This window comes from Achromobacter veterisilvae (assembly GCF_900496975.1).
GTDB lineage: Bacteria > Pseudomonadota > Gammaproteobacteria > Burkholderiales > Burkholderiaceae_B > Achromobacter > Achromobacter veterisilvae.
The window spans coordinates 1-22,454 of the sequence record NZ_UFQC01000048.1 but is presented as its reverse complement, the minus strand read 5'-3'; the positions used below and the strand labels follow the sequence as shown (position 1 = coordinate 22,454).

The window sequence follows — 22,454 nt, the reverse complement described above, 5'->3', positions numbered from 1 at the left end:
TACAATCGTACCCACTCTTGGCTCGAAGGGCTCGACGGCATGAATGCAAATCATCTTCCGGGAGCACAGCAAAAGCGTTTCTGGCAAAAGAAATGGCCTAGGGAGGTCTTGTTCAACGGCCCTCCCATCATCGTTGCCGGTTCGGCGGCAGTGAAAAGCTGGCGGGACCCTCTCTTTGATCAATGGATGTTCGGACTTGCCGCCACCGCGTGCATTTGGCTAATCGTTGCGACCATGGTCCGCGTTGCAACCGCTCGCTCCGAGGATCAGAAGGATGGCCCCGACGTCATCCATGAGGGGCTCTACGCGGCGGTTTCCACGGTGCATACCATGCTTTCCGAATGGTGCAATAAGCGCGGATGCGGAAGTGACATCCGTGCCACCTTCCACCGAGTCGTCCCTCCCATCCACGAACCGCGAGAGATCGAGCAGATCATTAACTACGCCGGCTCCAATGGTGAGGGTGTCGGCCGGACGTTCCCGATCCATACCGGCATAACGGGAAGAGCCATCCGAAACAAGAAGCCCCTGGTCATGTCCAGCCAAAACGGAACGGAAGAAGAACTGCGCACCGAGTTGGTTCAGGAATGGGGATACACCGAAGCGGAAGCTCGCAAGCTTGGCCCCGGACGCTATTCTGCAATGGCCGTGCCCGTGCTGGACCGCTCTAGACAGCACCCGATCGGCGTGATCTACTTGGATTCAAGTGACCGCGCTCTCTTTGAACGCGACGATGTTGTGGAAATTGTTGGTGCTGGCACCAAGGCCATTAGCGACTTTGTCACGAAGAGGTATTGATATGAACACTGTCACCAAGAAGCCGTCTGAGACTTTCGTCAAAGAGTACAAGCTCATTTCGAAGCCGGGTGCAGTGATCAAAGTCCGCGAACTGACGCTTACGGAATTCGGGATGCGCGCAATCACGAGTGGCAGCGCAGGCATCAGGCAAGGCGCGCTTGAAGAAGCCGGCCCACCGTCGCCATTTAAGAAGATGGCCCCGGCTTGAGCCCGCAAGAAGTCCGCGGATTTTTTTTACGCTCAATGGAATGAAAATGGCCGGCTCCCACAGCCGGCCTTTTCTCGTCCGCGTATCGCTCAATCCGGCTTGATCCCGGCCGCCTTGATGATTGCCACGTTGCGCTCCAGTTCGGTTTCCACCTTGCGGCGGAAGGCCGCGGGATCCGAGTAGGTGGCGTCGAATCCCAGTTGCTCGAGCTTGGCACGCGTGTCCGGTTCGGCCATCACTGCTTCGATCTCCTTGGACAGGCGGGCCACGACGGGCGCGGGAGTGCCCTTGGGCACCACCACGCCGAACCAGGTCTCGAAGTCGTAGCCCGCCACGCCGCTTTCCGCGACGGTGGGCACGTCGGGCACCAGGTTCGAGCGCGCGCCGCCCGTCAGGGCCACGGCGCGGGCCTTGCCTGCCTTGATCTGCGGCAGGCCGGCGACCAGCGTGTCGATGGACAGCGGGATCTGGTTGCCCAGCAGGTCCGCCATGGCGGGCGCGCTGCCGCGGTAGGGCACGTGCAGCAGCTTGGCGCCGGTGCGCTGGGCCAGCGACTCGCCGGCGATGTGGGGCGTGGAGCCGTTGCCGAAAGAACCGAAGCTCAGCGGCTGCGCGGCGGATTTGCTGGCGATGTCGGCGACCGAGCCGATGCCGGTCTGCGGATTCGTCAGGATCACGAAGGGCGTGCTGCCGGCGATCGCCACGTACTCGTAGCTCTTGATCGGGTCGTAGTTCAGGTTCGGATACAGCAGCGGATTCAGCGTGAAGGTCGGCGCGCCGGTGATCATGAAGGTATAGCCGTCCGGCGCGGCGCGCGCGACGGCCGCCGCGCCGATGCCGGTGTTGGCGCCGGGCTTGTTCTCGACCACGACGGTCTGCCCCATCCGCGCGCCCAGCTTGGCGGCGAACAGCCGGCCGATCACGTCGGTGGAGCCGCCGGGCGGAAACGGAACGACCATGGTGATGGACTTGCTCGGATAGTCCTGGGCCGGCGCCAGCGCCGGCGCGGCGGCCAGGATGCACAGGATCGCGGCTTTGGCGATGTGCTTGCTCATGCGGAATTCCCCTTGTGTTGGTCTGTGGCGGTCAGTTGGGCAGGGCCGGCGCGCGGCGCCAGCATTGCGTAGCTTGTTCGAAGGCGTGGGCCAGTTGCAGAAGCGCATGCTCCCGCCGGTAACGGCCCACGATCTGGATGCCGACGGGCAGGCCCTCGGCGGTGAAGCCGCAAGGCACGGAAATGGCGGGGTGCCCCGTCAGGGACAGGTAATAGCCCGAGCGCATCCAATCGATGTAGTTGTGCATGGGCGTGTCGCCGATGCGGCTCACGGTCTCCTGTTCCACCGGGAACGGCAGCACTTGGCTGACCGGGCCGATCATGAATTCGTAGGTCTGCATAAAGGCATGCATGCGCGCGAACAATGCCGCACGGTCCCGTTCGGCCTGCACGACGGCCGTCGCCGGTTGCCGCAGCCCCAGCTCGATGTTCCAGATCACCGTGTCCTTCAGTTGGTGCCGATGCTCGCGCAGCACAGCCTCGTAGCCCACCGCGAAGGTCTGGCCGCGCAGGGCCTGGAACGCGGCGTCCGCGCCGGTGAAATCGGGGCAGGCAGGCTCCACGTGCGCACCCAGGTCCGCGAACACCGGCAGGCATTGTTCCAGGGCGTGCACCACGGCGGGCTCGGTGGGCAGGCCGCCCCAGGTGGGCGCGCAAGCGATACGCGCCCCGTGGAAATCGCGTTCAAGGCCGTTCAGGAATCGGGTGGGATCCTGTTCGATGGCAAGCGGATCGCGCGCGTCGGATCCGGCTGTGGCGGCCAGCAGCAGCGCCACGTCGGCCACCGTGCGCGCCATCGGGCCGGCGACGGTCAGCATGTTGTAGGGGCTGGCGCTCGGCCATTGCGGCACGCGGCCGGGCGAGGGCCGCAGGCCCACCACGTTGCAGAACGACGCCGGGTTGCGCAGCGACCCGCCCATGTCCGTGCCGTCGGCCAGGGGCGCCATGCCGGTGGCCAGCGCGGCGGCCGCGCCCCCGCTGCTGCCTCCCGCGGTCAGACGCAGGTCATAGGGATTGCGGGTGGCGCCGAATACTGTGTTGAAGGTCTGCGAGCCGGCGCCGAACTCGGGCAGGTTGGTCTTGCCCAGCGTGATGGCCCCGGCCGCGCGCTCGCGGCTGACGATCAGGCTGTCGCGCTCCGGCACGAAATCGCGGTACAGGGACGAACCGTAGGTGGTACGCATGCCGGCCGTCAGGAACGAGTCCTTGTGGACGATGGGCAGCCCGTGCAGCAGGTCCAGAGGATGCCCGCCAGCCTGGCGCTCGTCGGCTCGGGCCGCGGCAGCCAGCGCGCCCTCGGCGTCCAGCGTCACCACCGCGTTCACGTGGGGGTTCCAGGCGTCGATGCGCGCCAGATGCGCCAACACCACCTCGCGGGCGCTCAGGTGTCCCGCGGCGATTTCCGCACGCATTGCGGTTGCGGTCATCTCGCACACGGTTGATTCGATAGTCATGTTCTGCTCAAGATGTATTGCCATACAATACAAAGTATTGAATAATTGACTTTATAGTGGGTATTCCGCTACCGGACAATTCGGGGAAACTAGCGCCCACGGCATTCCGGCCACCTTGACCGCACTCCAGAAAACGCCATGACGACGCGCTCCTCACCCGCTTCCGAAGCCGCCTCGCCGCCCGCCGCCGACGCGGACGATCCGCTCTTCGTCGCATCGCTGGAGAAAGGCGTGCGGGTGCTGGAGGCGTTTCGCGACGCCGGCGACTCGCTGGGCCTGACCGACATCGCCACGCTCACCGGCCTGGGCAAGAGCGCGGCCCAGCGCTTCGTGCACACCTGGGAGCGGCTGGGCTACCTGGTCAAGGACGCGCTCTCGCGCCGCTACCGGCTGGGCCCGCGCGTCGTGGAGCTGGGCTATTTCTTCCTGCGCAGCGACCGCCTCGTTTCCATGGCCGCGCCGCATCTGGTCGCGCTGCGCGACCGTTGCGGGCTGGCGGTGCACATGAGCGTGCTGGCGGGCGGCGACATGATCTACCTGCTGCGCCTGCCAAGCCGGCAAATGACGCTGGCGGAAATGCTGCCGGGCCGCCGCATGCCAGCCTGGTGCAATAGCGCGGGGCGCATGCTGCTTGCGCAGTTGGACGACGCGGCGCTGCGGCTGGCGCTCGAACGCTCGCCGCCCCGCGCCTTTACGTCGCGCACCGTCGTGGAAACGGACGCGTTGCTCGCGCTGATCGGGCAGGCCCGCGAGGACGGCTATGCCTTGACCGAAGACCAGGTGCTGCAGAACCAGATCGGCGCGGCCGTGCTGCTGTGCGACGCCCGCGATCTGCCGCTGGCGGCCATCAGCATCAGCGCGCCGCGCCACGACTACCCGGTCGAGCGCCTGTTGCGCGACATCGTGCCTCAGCTCTTTCGCACGGCGCAGGCCATCCAGCACGCCTGAAGCGCCGGCCGCGGACCCGTTTTGCATTCCTTCTATTTTTTGTGCATAATTCGGCCCCTCTACCTGTTCCCCGATAGCTCAGTCGGTAGAGCGACGGACTGTTAATCCGCAGGTCGCTGGTTCGAGCCCAGCTCGGGGAGCCAAAGAATGCAGTACTGAAAGGCCCGCAATCCGTTGCGGGCCTTTTGCATTTCGGAAACGGCCTGGGCGCCCGTTTGCCTTGCCCGCCCGCGCAGTACGATGATGCGCATTCCCCCACCACGATTCCGCCCGCCCCATGCGTTCCGCGCGATCCCTGCCCGCCCTGGTTTCCCTGCGCGCCTTCGAAGCAGCCGCGCGGCGCCTGAGCTTTTCCCAGGCCGCGCAGGAGCTGTTCGTGACGCAAAGCGCCGTCAGCCACCATATCCAGCGCCTGGAAACGGAGCTGGGCGTGGCGCTGTTCGAACGCCGTACCCGCGCCGTGGCCCTGACCGCCGCGGGCCAGGCCTACTACGGACGCGTGCACGCCGCATTCGAGTTGCTGCGCCAGGGCACCGACGAGATCCGCGCGCCCGCGGCGGCGCGCGGCAAGCTGCGGGTCGGGCTGCTGGCCTCGTTCGCCACGCGCTGGCTGGCGCCGCGCCTGGCGGGGTTCGCCGCGGCCCATCCGGACATCGACCTGCAACTGCTGCCGGACATCGCGCTGGCGGACGTCGCGGGCGGCGAGGTCGACGTCGCGATACGGTATGGACGCGGCGCCTGGCCCGGCGTGCGGGCGCGGCTGCTCATGACGGAGCGCCTGTCCGTCGTCTGCGCCCCCGCGCTCATCGCGGGCAGGAAGCGCCCGCGCAGTCCCGAAGACCTGCTGCGCTATCCCCTGCTGGCTTCCCACGCCCGGCATCCGTTCGAATGGGACGCCTGGGCGCAACGCTACGGCCTGGACCTGGGCCGCGCGCGGCCCGTGCGCCTGCACGACTACAACATCGTGGTGGAAGCCGCCTTGGCGGGGCAGGGGCTGGCGATGGGGCGGCACCGCCTGATCGGGGCCCAGTTGGCCAGCGGCGCGCTGGTCGAGGCCCTGCCGGGCGCCACGCTGGAAGCCCCCCGCATAGGCTGGTGGTTCGTGACCCCGCGCGGCGCGCTCGGCGACGCCGCGCAGCGGTTCCATTCCTGGCTGGAGCAGGCGGCCGCGGCGCCGGACGAAACGCATTAGTTTTACTCATGTGTACAGCGCAAGAATTGATTGGTCACGGCGCACCGCGGCCGATAGCATGGGGACTACCCCTTCGATCCCGATTCAGGAGTCCCTCATGACCCGCTCGATCTCCGGCCGCGTGGCTGAACTTGGCCTGGCCCTGGAAGCCGCCGCCGCCCCCGCCGCCAATTACGTTTCCTGCGTGCAGGAAGGCAACCTGCTCTACATCTCCGGCCAGATCTCCCGCAAAGACGGCAAGGCCGCCTTCCTGGGGCGGCTGGGCGACCAGGTTTCCGACGCCGACGGCGTGGAGGCGGCGCGCCTGTCCGCGCTGGGCGTCCTGTCGCAGATCGCCGCCGCCACCGGTGATCGCCTGGACCGCGTGGCGCGCGTCGTGCGCCTGGGCGTGTTCGTGGCCAGCACGCCGGACTTCAACCGCCAGAGCGCCATCGCCAACGGCGCCTCCGACTTGATGGTGGAGGTGTTCGGCGACGCCGGCCGCCACGCGCGCAGCGCCGTCGGCGTCGCGTCCCTGCCGCAGGGCGTGGCCGTGGAAGTCGAGGCCGTCGTCGCGCTCGCGCAGGCCTGAACCCGCCCATTCCGGAGCCGCCATGTCCGCCCCCTTGACCCCTGCCGCCATCGAGGCGCTGCGCGCCCTGACCCCGGGCGCCCGAACCACCGTCCATTTCAACCATGCGGGCGCGTCGCTGCCCTCGGCCGCCACGCTGCAAGCGATCCATGCGCATCTGCAGCGCGAAGCCACGCGGGGGCCGATGGAGGCGGGCGTGGCTTCGCGGGAACAGACGGAACAGGCCCGCCTGCTGGCGGCCCGGCTGCTCAACGCGGATCCCGGCGAAATCGCGCTGACCGGCGGCAATTCGCCCGGCTGGGGCGCGGCCTTCGCCGCGCTGCCTCCCTGGCGGTCCGGCGACCGCATCCTGGTCGGCCGCCACGAATGGGGCGGCAACCTGGCGGCCCTGCGGCTCGCGGCCCAGCGCGCCGGCGCCACGCTGGAAACCATTCCTTCGGATGAAAGCGGCTGCGTGGACGCGCAGGCGCTGGAAGCCATGCTGGACGAACGGGTGCGCCTGATCGCGCTGACCTGGCTGCCCGCCAACGGCGGCCTGATCAATCCCGCCGCCGCCGTCGGCCAAGTGGCGCGGCGGCACGGCATCGCGTACTTCGTGGATGGGGCGCAAGCCGTCGGCCAGTTGCCGGTGGACGTGGCGCAGATCGGCTGCGACGTGCTGAGCGGAGCCGGGCGCAAGGCCTTGCGCGGCCCGCGCGGCACCGGCCTGCTGTATGTGCGGCGCGGCTTTCTCGACACGCTGACCCCGGCGCTCGTGGACACGCACTCGGCGCCGCTGGGCGCGGACGGCCGGCCCGTGCTGCGCCAGGACGCCGCGCGCCTGGAGTCCGCGGAGAATTCGCTCGCGCTGCGCTGCGGCCTGGCCAACGCCTTGCAGGAAGCCCTGGACATCGGCCTGGAAGCCATCCGCGCGCGCATCGACACCGTCGCCCAGGCCCTGCGCGCCGAACTGGCCGCCATCCCCGGGATCGCGGTGCTGGACCAGGGCCGCGAGCGTTCCGGCCTGGTGGCCTTCAACCTGGAGGGCCGCGACGCCGTGTCGGTACAGCGCGCCATGGCCGCGCAGGGCGTGACCATCGGCAGCAACGGCGTGCCCTACACGCCGCTGGACATGCAGGCCCGCGGCCTGGCGCAGATCGCGCGGGCGTCGGTCAGCTACCTGACGAGCGACGCGGAAATCGACCGGCTGCTGGAAGGGCTGCGCGGCCTGGCGCGCAGTTAGCCCGCAGCCTCGGCGCGGCGCGAAAAGGGCGACCACTTCGTGAAGACGAGCAGGTTGCCCAGCATCACCAGGCCCAGGCCCAGCAGCGCGGACGGCGTCCACTGGTAGCCTTCGGCGTACGTGGACACGCTCAGCGCCACGACCGGGAACAGCACCGTGCAATACGCGGCGCGCGCCGGCCCCATGCGTCCGACCAGCGTCAGGTAGGCGGTGAAACCGATCACCGAACCGGGAATGGCCAGGTAGAGCAGGGCGCCCATATAGGTGGCCGACCCATCGAACTCGAAGGGCAGGCCCGCCGCCAGGCAGCCCGCCAACAGGATGGCCGCGCCATAGAGCATGCTGTAGGCGTTGCCGGTCAAGGGCCGGATGCCCGCCCGCTGCTGCAGCGAAGACAGCATGTTCCCGGTGGAAAAGCAGAAGGTCCCCAGCAGCGCGAAGCCCAGGCCCAGCAGCGTTTCATGGCTGGCCTCCTGGCTGGCCAGTTCCGGCCAGAACAGCAGCACCAGGCCCGAAAAACCGAAGACGCCGGCCACCATCACGCGGGACGCGATGCGCGTGCCGAACCACAGGCGGGCGTTCAGCGCGTTCCACAAGGTGGCCGCCGAGAACACCACCGACACCAGGCCGCTGGGTATCCACTGCGTCGCGGTGTAGAAGCACAGGAAGTTCAGGCAGAACAGGCACAGCCCCTGGCCGACGCACAGCCAATGCCCGCGCCGGTCCAGCCGTTGCAGCTTGCGGGCCAGCAGCAGCGCCGCGAACAGGATCAGGCCCGCCAGCGCGAAGCGGTAGAAGATCGACACCGGAATGGCGACCACGCCCAGTTGGAGCTTGATGGCGATCCAGGTGGTGCCCCAGATGACGACGGTAAGGAAGTACAGGAAAAGGTTCACGTTGCGGCTTGTGGCGAGGCGGAAACAGGGACATGGGGCCGGCGGCTCGACGGCCGCCGGGAACACCAGTGTGCGCCTGCCGGCTTGCGTCGGATTGCCGTTTCTTGCGGTTTTTGCCCTCGCGCGCGCGCCACGCGCGCAAGATCGCAGTAGCATTTCAATCCTATGGCTCTCGTTGCTTCGGCCCCGGCCGATTTCTCCGTCTTCCGCACGCTGTCGCGCTCCACCGCGACGTTGCAGCGCGCCGCTCCGCTGGGCGAAGGCCTCGCGATCTCGCAATGGTCGCGCAGCGCCCGCGAAACCCTGGGCTACGAAACGCCGGGCCACCATACGCTGTCGCTTTACCTGCATGGCGGCGACAAATCCTTCCGCGTGGGCAACCACACGCTGCACGGCGGCGCCGGCAAGTTCTGCGTCCTGCCGGCCGAACACCATTCGCGCTGGAGCATGAACGACACGGTGCATTTCCTGCATCTGTACATCGCACCGGAACGCCTGGCCCGCGAGGCCGTCATGCGGCTGGACTGCGAGCCCCGCGCGCTGGAACTGCGCGACCGCACCTACATCCACGACGATTCGCTGATCGACGTCTGCCGGCAACTGATGGGCACCGACTGGGCGCAGCCCGCCGACCGTCTGGCGGCCAGCAGCGCGGCCGAAACGGTGCTGCACCACCTGCTAAACCAGGGCGTCGCGCGCAAGGCCAACGCGCCGGCCAAGGGCGGGCTTGCGCCCGGCGTGCGCCGACGCGTCATGGACTACGTGGACGCGCACCTGGCCGAGCCGCTCACGCTGGACCGGCTTGCGGGCGTGGCCGCGCTGTCCACCTATCACTTCGCCCGCATGTTCCACGCCTCTTTCGGCGAACCGCCGCACGCCTGGGTCCGGGCCAGGCGCCTGGCGCGCGCCCGCGGCCTGCTGGCGGCCGGCAAAGGCGACCTGGCCGGGATCGCCCAGGCCAGCGGCTTCGGCAACGCCTCCCATCTGGCGCGCGTCTTTCGCGACGCGGTTGGCGTCACGCCCGGGCAGTACCGCAGCGCTTGCGGCAAACACTAGGCGCGGGCCCGGCCAGGCCCCGTCCGGCCCCGTTTCCCGAGCCGCCCGGTCTACAATGGCGCACCGCCCCTAGGGCCTGTCCACGCCCCTGCCCGACGCGATGCCGTCCCCGCCCCCTCGCGACTTCGGCCCCTCGGCCGAATCCGCCAGCCCGAGCCGCCTGCGCGCCCATTGGCTGGCGGAACTCGTCCGCCTGCGCGAAGCGCATTGGGGGCCGCTGGAAGACGCGGACGCCGTGCGGCGCACGCGCCAACTGGATGCCGACCTGCCCGCGCGCATCCTGGCCCGCGCGGCACTGCTGGCGCAACGCGAACAGCTCGCCCCGCTGGTCGACGCCTGGCGCCGCAGCGCGCTGGGCATCCTGGCCGCGCTGCTGGTGCTGGCCGCGATCTCCGGCGCGGCCGCCGCCCTGGGCGCCCTGGGCGACGGATCGCGGCCGGTCAACGTGCTGTGGGCGCTGGGCGCCTTGCTGGGCCTGCATGCGCTGACGTTCCTGCTGTGGCTGGCCAGCTTCCTGCTCAAGGCCTCGGCCGCGACGGGGCTGGGGCGCCTCTGGCTCTGGGCCACGCGCAAGCTCGCCCGCGGGCCCGACGGCGCGCTCGTTCCCCAGGCATTCCTGAACCTGCTGGCCCGCGCGGGCGCCCTGCGCTGGCTGTTCGGCGGCATCAGCCACCTGCTGTGGCTGACGGCCCTGTGCGCCGCGCTGGCCGCCCTGCTGGCCGTGCTGTCCACCGCCAGCTACCGCTTCATCTGGGCCACCACCTTGCTGGCGCCCGACACCTTCGTCGCGTTCACGCAGGCCATCGGCTGGCTGCCGGCCCACCTGGGCTTCCCCATGCCGGACGCCGCCATGGTCCGCGCCAGCGACGGCACGCAGGCCCTGTCCGCGGACGCGCAGGTGCAGTGGTCGGTCTGGCTGATCGGCGTGCTGGTCGTCTACGGCGTCCTGCCCCGCCTGCTGGCCGGCGCCCTGTGCGCGGCCGGCACGCTGCGCGCGCTGCGCCGCCTGCGCGTCGATCCCGCGCTGCCCGGCTTCTCGTCCTTGCGCGACCGGCTGGAGCCGCCCGCCCTGTCCACCGGCATAGACCGCCCCGTCGATCCCCTGCACGAGCCGCGCGTGCGCACGGCATCCGCGGCGGCCCTGGACGGGCGGCCCGTGGTGCTGGGGCTGGAACTGCCCGCGGACCTGGCATGGCCGCCCCCGGACGTGCCCACGGCGGTGCAGCAGGCCGGCAACCTGGACACCCGCGAAGAACGCAACCGCGTGCTGGACGCGCTGGCGCGCACCGCCGCCACACGCCTGCTGATCGCCTGCGATGCCCGCCAGACGCCCGACCGGGGCACGCTCTCCCTGATCGCGGAGCTTGCGGCCCACGCGGCGCAGACCCGCGTCTGGCTCATCCCGCCCGGCGGCGATGCCGCGACCCGCGCTCCCCTCTGGCGCGAACGCCTGCTCGCGCTGGGGCTGTCCGCCGACGCCATCGTGCAGGCCCCCGCCGCCCCGTTCGCGTGGCTGGAGTCCGGCCATGCCTGAAGACCTCATCAAGATCGCGCTGGTCGGCCACACCAACACCGGCAAGACCTCGCTCCTGCGCACGCTGACCCGCGACACCGGCTTCGGCGAAGTCGCCGACAGCCCCGGCACCACGCGCCACGTCGAAGGCGCGCGCCTGCGGCTCGAGGGGCGGGCGGTGCTGGAGTGGTTCGACACGCCGGGCATGGAAGACAGCATTTCCCTGCTGGAGTACCTGGAGCGCCTGGACCGCCCGGGCGAACGCCTGGACGGACCCGCGCGGATCCGCCGCTTCCTGGAAACGCCCGAGGCGCACGGCCGCTACGAACAGGAAGCCCGGGTGCTGGCCAAGATGCTGGACTGCGACGCCGCCCTGTACGTCATCGACGCGCGCGACCCGGTGCTGGGCAAGCATCGCGACGAACTCGCCATCCTGGCCGCTTGCGGCCGCCCCCTGCTGCCGGTGCTGAACTTCGTGAACGCGCCCGCGCACCGGGCGGACGAATGGCGCGGCGCCATGGCCCGCCTGGGCCTGCATGCGGTGGTGGAATTCGATACCGTCGCGCCGCCGCTGGACGGCGAGCAGCAGCTCTACGCCAAGCTCGGCGTGCTGCTGGACCGCCATGCCGCCGCGCTGGCGCGGCTGTCCGGCAGCCTGGCCGCGCAGCGCGGCGCCCGCCGCGGCGCCGCCTATGAAATGCTGGCGGACCTGCTGATCGACGCGGCCGCGCTGCACGTGTCCAGCGCCAGCGACGAAGCCGCGCTCACGGCCGCCTCGAACCGGCTGCGGGAACAGGTGCGGCAGCGCGAACAGGCCTGCGTCGACGCCCTGCTGGCGCTCTACAACTTCCGCCGATCCGATTTCGCCGACGATGCGCTGCCGCTGCAAGGCGAACGCTGGGGCATGGACCTGTTCCATCCCCAGGCCTTGAAGGACATGGGCGTGCAGGTCGGCATGGGCGCGGCCGCCGGCGCGATGGCGGGCGCCGCGGTGGACCTGTTCAGCGCCGGCCTGAGCCTCGGCACCGGCATGCTGATCGGGGCCGCCGCCGGCGGCCTCTGGCAAGGCGTCGAGAAGCTGGGCAAGCGCATGGCCGGCAAGCTGCGCGGCTGGCGCGAGATCAGCGTCGACGACGCCGTGCTGCGCCTGCTGGCGCTGCGCCAGCGGCAACTGATCGAAGCCCTGGAACGCCGCGGCCACGCCGCTCGCGAACCGCTGAAACTGGATCGCCCGGATGACGAGGCCTGGCGCAACGGCCCCTTGCCCGAAGCCCTGAAGGAAGCGCGCAGCCGGCCCGAATGGTCGGCCCTCGGCGAACGCTACGAAGACAGCGACCGCCGCAAGCGCGTCGTGGGCGAATTGGCGAAAACCCTTGCCGACGCCCCGCTGCCCGCCGCTTGACCCGCTGTGCCCGCGGGCGCTGCGGCACGCACCATTCAAGGCCGCCCGCAAGCGCGTACTAACCCCAATCCAAACCGATTGACGCTTAAACGAATGCGTCTATAAGATTCGTTTTGCATCGGCGCGGGCCCGTCCCCGTCATGACAAGCACAAGGGGTTGGGTCGATCGTGAAGTCGAAGTCCTACGCAGTGATTCCCGGCAGCGCCATTATCGGCCCGCGCGCGCTTGGCGCCGCGTCCCGCTCGACCCCAATCCGCCTTTCGTCGTAAGCAGCAACGCCATGCCCCCGCCCTGGATGGGGCTGGGGCCCTGTCACTTCTGTCGCGCTACCCGCGCACTACACGGAGCATGAGGGCTATGCGTACTTTTCCCCACCTGAAGCAAGCGGCGCTGGCAGCGGCCGTCGCGGCTTCGCTGGCGTTCAGCGCCGGCGCGGCCGCCAAGACCTTCCATTGGTCGTACCAGGGCGATGCCACGTCCATGGACCCGATGGCCCTGAACGAAACGTTCACGCTGGGCTTCCAGGGCAACATCTACGAAACCCTGGCCGGCTACGACGGCAACCTGAAACTGACTCCTCTGCTCGCGGAAAGCTGGGAAAACCCCGAGCCCACCAAATGGGTGTTCAAGCTGCGCAAGGGCGTGAAGTTCCATGACGGCTCGCCGTTCACGGCGGACGACGTCATCTTCTCCTGGAAGCGCAGCCTGACCCCGGGCTCCGACATGAAGGGCTATGGCGCCAAGGCGTCCGACATCAAGAAGGTGGACGACTACACCATCGAGGTCACCACCCCCACGCCCAACCCCATCCTGCCGCGCGAATGGGTGTTCCTGTACATCATGAGCAAGTCGTGGTCCGAAAAGAACAAGACCACCGAGGCCACCAACGTCAAGGGCGACAACCAGGGCAACTACGCCAACCTCAACGCCAACGGCACCGGCCCGTTCATGCTGGTCTCGCGCCAGCCCGACGTAAAGACGGTGCTCAAGCGCTATGACGGCTATTGGGACAAGAACATCAAGACCAACGTGGACGAGGTCATCTTCCAGCCGATCACGCAGGAAGCCACCCGCGTCGCGGCGCTGATCTCCGGCGAAATGGACCTGGTGCAGCCCGTGCCCGTGCAGGACTGGAAGCGCCTGGAAGACGCCAAGGGCGTGAAGCCCCTGACCGCGCCCGAAGCCCGCGCCATCTTCATCGGCATGGACCAGGACCGCGACGAGCTGCTGTTCTCGGACGTGAAGGGCAAGAACCCCTTCAAGGATCCCAAGGTGCGCGAAGCCGTCGTGCTGGCCGTGGACACCAAGGCCATCAACGAGAAGATCATGCGCGGCGCGGCCAAGCCGCTGGGCTCGCTCATCGCCACCGCGATCAACGGCTATGACGATTCCTTCGGCGCGCCGTACAAGCCGGATCCCGAACGCGCCAAGAAGCTGCTGGCCGAAGCGGGCTATCCAAAGGGCTTCACGGTCACCATGGACTGCCCGAACGACCGCTACGTCAACGACGAAAAGGTCTGCCAGGCGGTCGCGGGCATGCTGGCGCGCGTGGGCATCAAGATCAACCTGCTGGCGCAGACCAAGTCGAAGTACTTCGGCAAGATCCTGCTGCAGGCCGGCAACCAGACCAGCATGTACATGCTGGGCTGGACGCCCAGCTCGACCGACGCGCACAACACGCTGCTGAACCTCACGTCCTGCCGCAACGCCAAGACGGCCGCCGGGCAGTTCAACCTGGGCGGCTATTGCAACAAGAAGGTCGATGAACTCACCGACAAAATCGGCGTGGAAACCGACCAGACCAAGCGCAACGCCATGATCAAGGAAGCCTTCGGCATCGTGCGCAGCGACTTCGGCTACCTGCCGCTGCACCAGCAGCCCATGTCCTGGGGCGTGAAGGACAACATCAAGGTCATCCAGCGCGCCGACGACGTGCTCGACCTGCGCGACGTCGTGCTGCCGTAATCCCCTGACGATGTCAGCCCCGGGCGGCGCGAGCCGTCCGGGCGCGCCCGGCCCAGCCCCGCTTCCGGCCTCCGCCGGAAACGCGGCCCGGCGTTATCTGCAAACGAGGGCACCCGATAATGCTTTCCTTTATTGCGCAACGGCTTATCCAGTCGGTGCTGGTGATGTTGACGGTGGCGCTGATCGCGTTCTCCATGTTCCGCTATGTAGGCGACCCGATAGCCAGCATGGTCGGCCAGGACACCACGCCTGAACAACGCGCGCAGTTGCGCGGCGAACTCGGCCTGGACGATCCCTTCGTCGTGCAGTTCGCACGCTTCGTCTCCAACGCGGCGCAGGGCGACTTCGGTATTTCGTACCGCCAGCGCCGCCCCGTCAGCGAACTGCTCGAAGAACGCATGCCCGCCACGCTGGAGCTGTCCTTCGTTTCCGCCGTCATGGCGCTGGCGCTCGGCATACCGATGGGCATCTACACCGCGCTCAAGCGGCACGGCGTGCTGTCCAAGGCGTTCATGGCGATCTCGCTGGCCGGGATCTCGCTGCCCACGTTCCTGATCGGCATCCTGCTGATCCTGGTGTTCGGCGTGCAACTGCGATGGCTGCCCAGCTTCGGGCGCGGCGACGTGGTCAGCCTGGGTTGGTGGACCACCGGCTTCCTGACCAAATCGGGCTGGCTGGCGCTGATCATGCCCGCCATTACGCTGGCCCTGTTCCAGATGACGCTGATCATGCGCCTGGTGCGCGCCGAAATGCTGGAGGTGCTGCGCGCCGATTTCATCAAATTCGCGCGCGCCCGCGGCCTGCCGGAACGGCTGATCAATTTCCGCCACGCGCTGAAGAACACGATGGTTCCCGTGATCACGATCACCGGGCTGCAGCTCGGCTCCATCATCGCGTTCGCCATCATCACGGAAACCGTGTTCCAGTGGCCCGGCATGGGGTTGCTGTTCATCCAGGCCATCAGCATGGTGGACATCCCCGTGATGGCGGCCTATCTGGTGCTGATCGCCTTCATGTTCGTGGTCATCAATCTGGTCGTCGACCTGCTGTATTTCGCCGTGGACCCGCGTCTGCGCGTGCAGAGCAAATAAGGAACCAACATGATTGCTCGCATCGCTCCAATGTTTGCCCGCGCCGCCGACAGCGACCTCTGGCACAGCTTCAAGCGTTCGCCCGGCGCCATCATCGCCGCGATCGTCACGCTGGCCATCCTGCTGGGCGCGCTGTTCGCGCCCGTGGTCGCGCCGCACAATCCGTTTGACCTGGCCTCCCTGAGCATCATGGACGCCAACACGCCCCCCGCCTGGGAAGAAGGCGGCAGCCCCGACTTCCTGCTGGGCACCGACGATCAGGGCCGCGACATCCTGTCGGCCGTGCTGTACGGGTCGCGCGTGTCCCTGCTGGTGGGCTTCGCCTCGGTGCTGTTCTCGATGGTGCTGGGCGTGACCCTGGGCCTCATCAGCGGCTACGCCGGCGGCCGCGTCGACAGCTTCATCATGCGCGTCGCGGACGTGCAGCTATCGTTTCCGGCCATCCTCGTGGCGCTGCTGATCGACGGCGTGGCGCGCGGCCTGCTGCCGCGCGACATGCACGACCAGCTCGCGCTGTACGTCCTGATCTTCGCCATCGGCATCTCCGGATGGGTGCAGTACGCGCGCACCGTGCGCGGCTCTACGCTGGTCGAACGCAACAAGGAATACGTGCAGGCGGCCCGCCTCATCGGCATCGGCCCCATCACCATCCTGCGCCGGCACATCCTGCCCAACGTGATGGGGCCGGTGCTGGTCATCGCCACCATCCACCTGGCGATCGCCATCATCACCGAGGCCACGCTCTCGTTCCTGGGCGTCGGCGTCCCGCCCACCGCGCCGTCGCTGGGCACGCTGATCCGCATCGGCAACAGCTATCTGTTCTCGGGCATGTGGTGGATCTCCATCTTCCCCGGCATCGCGCTGGTGGCGCTGGTGCTGTCGGTCAACCTGCTGGGCGACTGGCTGCGCGACGCGCTCAACCCCAAGCTGCGCTGAGGACGCCATGGCCCTGTTGAACATCGAAGACATCCGCATCGAATTCCCCAGCCGCCGCGGCACGCTGGTGGCGGTGGACGGCGTATCGCTGTCCCTGGAGAAAGGCGAGATCCTGGGCGTGGTGGGCGAGTCCGGCGCGGGCAAGTCCACCATCGGCAACGCGGTGATCGGCCTGCTGGAAGCGCCCGGGCGCCTGGCCGGCGGCGCGGTGCTGCTGAACGGCGAACGCATCGACACGCTGAGCCCAGCCCAGAAGCGCAAGGTCCGCGGCCGCCGGATCGGCATGATTTTCCAGGATCCGCTGACCTCGCTGGACCCGCTGCAGACCGTGGAAAGCCAGTTGGTCGAGACCATGCAGGTGCACCTGAACCTGTCGCACGACGAAGCCAAGAAGCGCGCGATCCAGTTGCTGGTGCAGGTCGGCATCGACAAACCGGAGCTGCGCGTCAAGCAGTACCCGCACCAGTTCTCCGGCGGCATGCGGCAGCGCGTGGTGATCGCGCTGGCGCTGTGCTGCGAACCCGAAGTCATCATCGCCGACGAACCCACCACGGCGCTGGACGTGTCGATCCAGGCGCAGATCCTGGAACTGCTGAAAAAGCTGTGCCGCGAAGAACAGGTGGGCATGATCATCATCACGCACGACATGGGCGTGATCGCGGACGTGACGGACCGCGTGGCGGTGCTGTACCACGGCAAGCTGGTCGAACAGGGCCCTACCGCGAAAATCCTGGGCGACCCCGACCATCCGTACACGCGCAGCCTGATCTCGGCCGTGCCGCGCCCCGACATCAAGCTCAAGCGCTTCCCGCTCGTCACCTACATCGAGGACGTGAAGACGCCCGCTCAGCCGCTGGACCTCGCCACCCACTGGCTGGGACAGCGGCGCGACTTCGGCGCGCGCACCGGCGGCCCGCTGGTGCAGGTCCACGACCTGAGCATGCGCTTCGTGCTGAAAAGCGCGCTGCTCAAGCGCAACCAGCGCACGCTGGACGCGGTCAAGCGCGTCAACTTCTCGATCGGCGAAGGCGAGGTCTTCGGCCTGGTTGGCGAGTCGGGCTCCGGCAAGTCCACCGTGGCGCGGCTGATCTCGGGCTTGTACACGCCCAGCGAAGGCTCGGTCGATTTCGGCGGCGTCGATCTCACCGCGCTCAAGGGCGAAAAGCAGTTGAACCCGTTCCGGCGGCAGATCCAGATGATCTTCCAGGACCCGTTCTCTTCGCTCAACCCGCGCATGCGCGTGCTGGACATCGTGGCCGAGCCCATCCGCTTCCACAAGCTCGCCGCCAGCGAGGCCGAAGCGCGCCGCATCGTGGCGGACCTGCTGGACGTGGTCGGCCTGGGCGACCGCGCCGCCGAGCGCTTCCCGCACGAGTTCTCGGGCGGGCAGCGCCAGCGCATCTGCATCGCGCGCGCCCTGGCCACGCGCCCCCGCTTCCTGATCTGCGACGAGCCCACGTCGGCGCTCGACGTTTCCATCCAGGCGCAGATCCTGAACCTGCTGAAGGACCTGCAAGAAGAGCTCGGCCTGACCATGCTGTTCATCAGCCACGACCTGCCCGTGATCCGCCAGATGTGCGATCGCGTGGGCGTGATGCGCTACGGCGAATTGCTGGAAGTCGCCGAAACGGAAGACCTCTTCGAACGCCCGCAGCATCCCTACAGCCAACACCTGCTTGGCCTGATGCCCCGCCTGCAATCCATGTCCCGCGAAGGACTGGACGTGGTGGAGGGCTAGGGCCAGGCGCCATCCGGAGCAAGACATGACGGCGACACCGCAGACCCTCTTCATCGGCGGCCAGGTTTTCGACGGCAAGGGCGGCCTGCTGCCCAACCACGGCGTGCTGGTCGAAGGCCAGCGCGTGGCGCGCGTGGCGCCGGCCGGCGAGTTCTCCGGCTACGCCGGCGCCACGGTGCGCACCGCGGGCATGACCCTGATGCCCAGCCTGGCCGATTGCCACGTCCACCTGGTCTATACCGGCGGCGCCGATCCCAACGCGCACCTGAGCAAGCAGGGCCCCGCGCAGATCACGCTGACGGCGCTGGAAAACGCCCAGGCCAGCCTGCGCGGCGGCGTCACCGCGGTGCGCGACTGCGGCGGCAAGGACTACCTGGAATTCGGCGTGCGCGACGCCATCGCGCGCGGCGTGTTTCCCGGCCCCACGATCCGGGCGTCGGGCCGCATCATCTGCATGACGGGCGGCCACGGCAACCGCATCGGCCGCATCGCCGACGGCTGTGAAGACGTCGTCAAGGCCGTGCGCGAGCAGGTCCATGCCGGCTGCGACCTGGTGAAAATCATGGCCACCGGCGGCGTCATGACGCCGGGGGTCAATCCGATGGACGCGCACTACAGTTTCGACGAAATGAAGGCGGGCGTGCACGAGGCCAAGCGCTTCCGCAAGAGCACCGCCAGCCACGCCCAGGGCACGCAGGGCATCCTGAACGCGGTGCGCGCGGGCATCGACTCGATCGAGCACGGCATCTTCATGGACGACGACTGCCTGCGCGAAATGCTCGACGCGCAGACCTACCTGGTCCCCACCATCGCCGCGGTGCGCAACATCATCGCCAATGCCGACAACGGCATCCCCGCCTACGCGGTCGAAAAGGCGCGCGCGGTGGAGCAACGCCACCGCGAATCGTTCCAGATGTACTACAAGGCGGGCGGCCGCATCGCCATGGGCACCGACGCCGGCACGCCGTTCAACCTGCACGGCGAAAACGCCATGGAGCTGGCCTACATGGTGGAGTTCGGCATGACGCCCGTGGACGCGCTGATCGCGGGCACGTCGCGCGGGCACGACCTGATGGGCATGGACCGCCATGGCGTGATCGCCGACGGCAACGCGGCCGACCTGCTGCTGGTGCAGGGCGATCCCACCGAAGACATCCTGAAAGCCGCCGACAAGCGCTTCCACGTGGCGGTGCTGCGCAATGGGGAACTGGCGGCCGGCGCCCTGCCGTTCTGACCCGGAAGGCCCCGGCCATGAAAAAAGGCCGCCGCGCCCTGGGGCTGCGGCGGCCTTTGCTACGGCTGCGACCTGCGTTTAGCGGGCGCCGCCCATGACGCCGCTCATGACCATCATCATGAACTGTTCGACCGGCATCTTCTTGCCGTTGAAGTCCACCTCGCCGTCGGCGTAGTTCAGGTAGGTGACGATGTTGCCGTCCTCGACCTTGGCCATGCCCATCGCCGTGGCCATGGTGCCCACCATTTCGGCCTGGCCCTTGGCGGTCTGCGCGGCCTGTTCCGCCGGCACGCCGCGCATCTGCGGCTCGATGGCCATCAGGTCGCCCAGGTTGCCCTTGGACAGCACCAGCTTGGCGTTCAGCTTGCGTATGACTTCCATCGCCGTCTCGGCGAACTCGCCGTCCATCGAAGCCGGCTTGGTCAGGTCCAGGTCCAGGTTGAAGGTCGAGGTGCCGTTGGCGGTGCGCACTTCCAGCGGCGACACGGACAGCGTCGGGTTGCCGGCCAGCAACAGTTCGACGTTGGTCTTCAGCACCTGCTTCTCTTCATCCGTGAACTGGGGAGCCTGCTCTTCGCCCTTGCTCTGCAACATGCGGCGCGAAGCGGCTTCGTAGACGTCGTTCAAGGCCTTGAACGCCTTCGCGTCCAGGCGCTTCACGTCGACGGCCAGCTTCAGGCCGGCCACGTCCTTTTCCTGGACGTTGATCATGCCGAAGTCGACGGCCATCTTGGCGCCCATGGTCGCGTCGGCTTCCGTCATGTCGACGGCGATGACGGTGTCCTTCAATTGGACGGGCGGCTTCTCCCTGGAGGTGATCGTCCAGTTCTTGAGGCCCAGCTTCTGGCTGCCCACGTACATCTCGTTCTTGGCGGGCGCCATGTCGCTGGTCAGGGTCAGGCCCTGCATGGCCATGCTCACGATGTCGCTTTCGTCGGACGCCGGACCCTTCATCACCAGGCTGTCGGCCAATAGCGCGACCGTGCCGCGCCGGCTGTCGGTGGCGTAGGTGACGTCGCCCTTCATGCCCGAGAACACCAGGCTGGTGTCGTCCTTGGCGAATTCCACGGGCGCCATGTCGAACGTGCCCGAAGCGTTCTTCGCGTAGCTGACGCTATACGCGCCAGACAGGGGAGCGGCGCCCTTGGTCGCGGCGAACCACTCCTTCACGGCGGGCGTCTCTTCCAGTTGGAAGCGGCTGGCCACCATGGCGGGCGCGAAGGAACCCGACTTCAGGTTCGACAGCGGGAAGGGGCCGTGGTCCAGGTATTCGACGAACTGGATGTCGTGTTCCTGGGCCGGCTTGCCTTCGGCGGCCGGCGTGGTGAACTTCACGCGGTAGCGCTCGGTGGACGAAAACACGCCGCGCTCGAACGACATCAGTTCGACCACGGGCGTCACGCCCCACTTCTCGCCGAACTTCTGGAGCTCGGCATTCGCCTGATCGATCGATTGCTTGACGAAGGCCTCGGCCTTCTGGCCCGTGTACCAGGCCGTGCCGGTCCAGACCGCGCCCAGCGCGACGACGACGCCTACTACTGCCGATTTCTTCATAGCGATCCTTTATTCTTCAAATGGATGAAAGCGGACGGATTATAGGGAGTGGGGCCTAGGGAAAACGCTTATTTGGTGCATAGGCACTGCAATTTGTTACTTAGTGATACTCACTGGTGGGTCCCCGGCGGTGCTGCAACGCGACATCGGCTACAATCCGGCTGTGTGCTTTGCCAATCTGCACACGTCCGCTAGGCCCTTCGCTGCCAAGCTTCGCCCATCAGGGCGCTTCCCATTTCTCCTTGTTCGTCCGCCTGGATTGGAGTCTCTCAACTTGAGCGACGGGCTGCCGTTGGAGTTGTCTTGACTACCTCTTCCCCTTTCGCCGACCTCGGGCTGGCTGATTCCCTGTTGCGCGCCATTGCCGATACCGGCTACACCGCGCCCACCCCCATCCAGGCCCAGGCCATTCCCCAGGTCCTGAAAGGCGGCGACCTGCTCGCCGCCGCGCAGACCGGCACTGGCAAGACCGCGGGCTTCACGCTGCCCATCCTGCACCTGCTGATGCAGAAAAAGCCCGAGCTGAGAAAGCCCGGCCGCCCCCGCTGCCTGATCCTGACCCCGACGCGCGAACTGACCGCGCAGGTCGCGGAATCGGTGCAGACCTACGGCAAATACACCTCGCTGACGTCCATGGTGATGTTCGGCGGCGTCAATATCAACCCCCAGATCTCCGCGCTGAGAAAGCCGCTGGACATCCTGGTCGCCACCCCGGGCCGCCTGCTGGACCACTGCGGCCAGAAAACGGTCGACCTGTCCGGCGTCGAGATCCTGGTGCTGGACGAAGCCGACCGCATGCTGGACATGGGCTTCATCCGCGACATCCGCAAGATCCTCGCGCTGCTGCCCAAGCAACGCCAGAACCTGCTGTTCTCGGCCACGTTCTCCGACGAGATCCGCACCCTGGCGCGCGGCGTGCTGAACAACCCGGGCGAAGTCTCGGTCACCCCGCGCAACACCGCCACCGAGCTGGTCACCCAGACGGTGCATATGGTCGACCAGCATCACAAGCGCGATCTCATCAGCCACATCATCCGCGAAAGCGGCTGGCACCAGGTGCTGGTGTTCACCCGCACCAAGCACGGCGCCAACCGCCTGGCCGAAAAACTGGTGAAGGACGGCCTGACCGCCGCCGCCATCCACGGCAACAAGAGCCAATCGGCCCGCACCCGAGCATTGGCCGGTTTCAAGGACAGCACCGTGACGGTGCTGGTCGCGACCGACATCGCCGCCCGCGGCCTGGACATCGACCAGTTGCCCCAGGTGGTGAACTTTGAGCTGCCCAACGTGCCGGAAGACTACGTGCACCGCATCGGCCGCACGGGCCGCGCCGGCGCCACCGGTGCCGCGGTCTCGCTGGTCGACAGCAGCGAAATCAAGCTGCTCAAGGACATCGAGCGCCTGATCAAGAAGACCATCGAGCGCAAGCCCGTGGAAGGCTGGACGCCGCCCGCGACCAGCGCCGCGGCGTTCGAACGCCAGGAACGCGAGGAAGACGGCCGCAGCCCGCGCGGCGGCGGCAACCGCAACGGCCGCGGCGGCAACGCCAATGCCGGCCGTTCGCGCCCGGCTGAAGGACGTCCGGCGCAAGGCCAGCCCCGCGCGGCCGCCGGCGGCCGCG

At 67.9% G+C, this 22,454-nt stretch carries 19 protein-coding genes and 1 tRNA gene; 16 read left to right on the top strand and 4 right to left on the bottom strand.

Features of this window, described 5'->3' with window-relative positions:
* Positions 1–39: 39 nt before the first annotated feature.
* Positions 40–798, top strand: a complete 759-nt coding sequence (locus AVE30378_RS28470; protein ID WP_244235174.1) for a GAF domain-containing protein — start codon at positions 40–42, stop codon at positions 796–798.
* Position 799: 1 nt separating this feature from the next.
* Positions 800–1,006, top strand: coding sequence for a sulfatase (locus AVE30378_RS28465; protein WP_075873375.1), 207 nt, complete (start codon positions 800–802; stop codon positions 1,004–1,006).
* 89 nt (positions 1,007–1,095) lie between these two features.
* On the opposite strand, the gene AVE30378_RS28460 is transcribed toward AVE30378_RS28465, so the two are convergent.
* Positions 1,096–2,061, bottom strand: coding sequence for a Bug family tripartite tricarboxylate transporter substrate binding protein (locus AVE30378_RS28460; RefSeq protein WP_129245976.1), 966 nt, complete (start codon positions 2,059–2,061; stop codon positions 1,096–1,098).
* A gap of 31 nt (positions 2,062–2,092) precedes the next feature.
* The gene (locus AVE30378_RS28455) at positions 2,093–3,514 is read right to left on the bottom strand and encodes an amidase (protein ID WP_129245974.1); all 1,422 of its coding nucleotides are present in this window, start codon (positions 3,512–3,514) and stop codon (positions 2,093–2,095) included.
* A gap of 138 nt (positions 3,515–3,652) precedes the next feature.
* Here AVE30378_RS28455 and AVE30378_RS28450 point away from each other — a divergent pair, with 138 nt between their 5' ends.
* The 5 genes from AVE30378_RS28450 to AVE30378_RS28430 all read left to right on the top strand — a co-directional run bounded on the left by AVE30378_RS28450 (position 3,653) and on the right by AVE30378_RS28430 (position 7,447).
* Positions 3,653–4,462 carry an IclR family transcriptional regulator gene (locus AVE30378_RS28450; RefSeq protein ID WP_129245972.1) on the top strand — a complete coding sequence of 270 codons (810 nt, stop codon included), beginning with the start codon at positions 3,653–3,655 and terminating at the stop codon, positions 4,460–4,462.
* A 67-nt stretch (positions 4,463–4,529) separates the two neighbouring features.
* Positions 4,530–4,605, top strand: a tRNA-Asn gene (locus AVE30378_RS28445).
* A 134-nt stretch (positions 4,606–4,739) separates the two neighbouring features.
* Positions 4,740–5,654, top strand: a complete 915-nt coding sequence (gcvA, locus tag AVE30378_RS28440; protein ID WP_129245970.1) for a transcriptional regulator GcvA — start codon at positions 4,740–4,742, stop codon at positions 5,652–5,654.
* Between the two features lie 97 nt (positions 5,655–5,751).
* The gene (locus AVE30378_RS28435) at positions 5,752–6,225 is read left to right on the top strand and encodes a RidA family protein (protein ID WP_129245968.1); all 474 of its coding nucleotides are present in this window, start codon (positions 5,752–5,754) and stop codon (positions 6,223–6,225) included.
* Between the two features lie 22 nt (positions 6,226–6,247).
* The gene (locus AVE30378_RS28430) at positions 6,248–7,447 is read left to right on the top strand and encodes an aminotransferase class V-fold PLP-dependent enzyme (RefSeq protein ID WP_129245966.1); all 1,200 of its coding nucleotides are present in this window, start codon (positions 6,248–6,250) and stop codon (positions 7,445–7,447) included.
* Here AVE30378_RS28430 and AVE30378_RS28425 read toward each other — a convergent pair.
* Positions 7,444–8,343 (bottom strand): DMT family transporter, encoded by a 900-nt coding sequence (locus AVE30378_RS28425; RefSeq protein ID WP_129245965.1) that lies wholly within the window; start codon positions 8,341–8,343, stop codon positions 7,444–7,446. The genes AVE30378_RS28430 and AVE30378_RS28425 overlap by 4 nt on opposite strands.
* Before the next feature lie 165 nt (positions 8,344–8,508).
* Here AVE30378_RS28425 and AVE30378_RS28420 point away from each other — a divergent pair, with 165 nt between their 5' ends.
* The 8 genes from AVE30378_RS28420 to AVE30378_RS28385 all read left to right on the top strand — a co-directional run bounded on the left by AVE30378_RS28420 (position 8,509) and on the right by AVE30378_RS28385 (position 19,279).
* The gene (locus AVE30378_RS28420) at positions 8,509–9,399 is read left to right on the top strand and encodes an AraC family transcriptional regulator (RefSeq protein WP_129245963.1); all 891 of its coding nucleotides are present in this window, start codon (positions 8,509–8,511) and stop codon (positions 9,397–9,399) included.
* Between the two features lie 100 nt (positions 9,400–9,499).
* On the top strand, positions 9,500–10,933 hold the full coding sequence (locus AVE30378_RS28415) for a DUF2868 domain-containing protein (protein ID WP_129245961.1): 1,434 nt from the start codon (positions 9,500–9,502) through the stop codon (positions 10,931–10,933).
* A complete protein-coding gene (locus AVE30378_RS28410) occupies positions 10,926–12,314 on the top strand; it encodes a GTPase/DUF3482 domain-containing protein (RefSeq protein WP_129245959.1) in 1,389 nt (462 codons plus the stop codon). The genes AVE30378_RS28415 and AVE30378_RS28410 overlap by 8 nt, the downstream gene beginning before the upstream one ends.
* 358 nt (positions 12,315–12,672) lie before the next feature.
* Positions 12,673–14,280: an ABC transporter substrate-binding protein gene (locus tag AVE30378_RS28405; RefSeq protein WP_129245957.1), complete on the top strand. Its 1,608-nt coding sequence runs from the start codon at positions 12,673–12,675 to the stop codon at positions 14,278–14,280.
* 119 nt (positions 14,281–14,399) lie between these two features.
* Entirely contained in the window at positions 14,400–15,371 is a 972-nt protein-coding gene (locus AVE30378_RS28400) for an ABC transporter permease (RefSeq protein ID WP_129245955.1), read from the top strand.
* Positions 15,372–15,380: 9 nt separating this feature from the next.
* The gene (locus AVE30378_RS28395; RefSeq protein ID WP_129245953.1) at positions 15,381–16,307 is read left to right on the top strand and encodes an ABC transporter permease; all 927 of its coding nucleotides are present in this window, start codon (positions 15,381–15,383) and stop codon (positions 16,305–16,307) included.
* Between the two features lie 7 nt (positions 16,308–16,314).
* Entirely contained in the window at positions 16,315–18,045 is a 1,731-nt protein-coding gene (locus AVE30378_RS28390; RefSeq protein WP_129245951.1) for a dipeptide ABC transporter ATP-binding protein, read from the top strand.
* A gap of 25 nt (positions 18,046–18,070) precedes the next feature.
* Positions 18,071–19,279 carry a metal-dependent hydrolase family protein gene (locus AVE30378_RS28385; protein ID WP_129245949.1) on the top strand — a complete coding sequence of 403 codons (1,209 nt, stop codon included), beginning with the start codon at positions 18,071–18,073 and terminating at the stop codon, positions 19,277–19,279.
* Positions 19,280–19,357: 78 nt separating this feature from the next.
* On the opposite strand, the gene AVE30378_RS28380 is transcribed toward AVE30378_RS28385, so the two are convergent.
* On the bottom strand, positions 19,358–20,833 hold the full coding sequence (locus AVE30378_RS28380; protein ID WP_129245947.1) for a YdgA family protein: 1,476 nt from the start codon (positions 20,831–20,833) through the stop codon (positions 19,358–19,360).
* Positions 20,834–21,136: 303 nt separating this feature from the next.
* Here AVE30378_RS28380 and AVE30378_RS28375 point away from each other — a divergent pair.
* The coding region (locus tag AVE30378_RS28375; protein ID WP_244235173.1) for a DEAD/DEAH box helicase at positions 21,137–22,454 on the top strand (1,318 nt) is incomplete at its 3' end.

What these genes read in the sequence shown, in the direction of transcription:
- AVE30378_RS28470 (WP_244235174.1), top strand. Translation starts at nt 40, where the DNA reads ATGAATGCAAATCATCTTCCGGGAGCACAGCAAAAGCGTTTCTGGCAA.
- AVE30378_RS28465 (WP_075873375.1), top strand. Translation starts at nt 800, where the DNA reads ATGAACACTGTCACCAAGAAGCCGTCTGAGACTTTCGTCAAAGAGTAC.
- AVE30378_RS28460 (WP_129245976.1), bottom strand. Translation starts at nt 2,061, where the DNA reads ATGAGCAAGCACATCGCCAAAGCCGCGATCCTGTGCATCCTGGCCGCC.
- AVE30378_RS28455 (WP_129245974.1), bottom strand. Translation starts at nt 3,514, where the DNA reads ATGACTATCGAATCAACCGTGTGCGAGATGACCGCAACCGCAATGCGT.
- AVE30378_RS28450 (WP_129245972.1), top strand. Translation starts at nt 3,653, where the DNA reads ATGACGACGCGCTCCTCACCCGCTTCCGAAGCCGCCTCGCCGCCCGCC.
- gcvA (WP_129245970.1), top strand. Translation starts at nt 4,740, where the DNA reads ATGCGTTCCGCGCGATCCCTGCCCGCCCTGGTTTCCCTGCGCGCCTTC.
- AVE30378_RS28435 (WP_129245968.1), top strand. Translation starts at nt 5,752, where the DNA reads ATGACCCGCTCGATCTCCGGCCGCGTGGCTGAACTTGGCCTGGCCCTG.
- AVE30378_RS28430 (WP_129245966.1), top strand. Translation starts at nt 6,248, where the DNA reads ATGTCCGCCCCCTTGACCCCTGCCGCCATCGAGGCGCTGCGCGCCCTG.
- AVE30378_RS28420 (WP_129245963.1), top strand. Translation starts at nt 8,509, where the DNA reads ATGGCTCTCGTTGCTTCGGCCCCGGCCGATTTCTCCGTCTTCCGCACG.
- AVE30378_RS28415 (WP_129245961.1), top strand. Translation starts at nt 9,500, where the DNA reads ATGCCGTCCCCGCCCCCTCGCGACTTCGGCCCCTCGGCCGAATCCGCC.
- AVE30378_RS28410 (WP_129245959.1), top strand. Translation starts at nt 10,926, where the DNA reads ATGCCTGAAGACCTCATCAAGATCGCGCTGGTCGGCCACACCAACACC.
- AVE30378_RS28405 (WP_129245957.1), top strand. Translation starts at nt 12,673, where the DNA reads ATGCGTACTTTTCCCCACCTGAAGCAAGCGGCGCTGGCAGCGGCCGTC.
- AVE30378_RS28400 (WP_129245955.1), top strand. Translation starts at nt 14,400, where the DNA reads ATGCTTTCCTTTATTGCGCAACGGCTTATCCAGTCGGTGCTGGTGATG.
- AVE30378_RS28395 (WP_129245953.1), top strand. Translation starts at nt 15,381, where the DNA reads ATGATTGCTCGCATCGCTCCAATGTTTGCCCGCGCCGCCGACAGCGAC.
- AVE30378_RS28390 (WP_129245951.1), top strand. Translation starts at nt 16,315, where the DNA reads ATGGCCCTGTTGAACATCGAAGACATCCGCATCGAATTCCCCAGCCGC.
- AVE30378_RS28385 (WP_129245949.1), top strand. Translation starts at nt 18,071, where the DNA reads ATGACGGCGACACCGCAGACCCTCTTCATCGGCGGCCAGGTTTTCGAC.
- AVE30378_RS28380 (WP_129245947.1), bottom strand. Translation starts at nt 20,833, where the DNA reads ATGAAGAAATCGGCAGTAGTAGGCGTCGTCGTCGCGCTGGGCGCGGTC.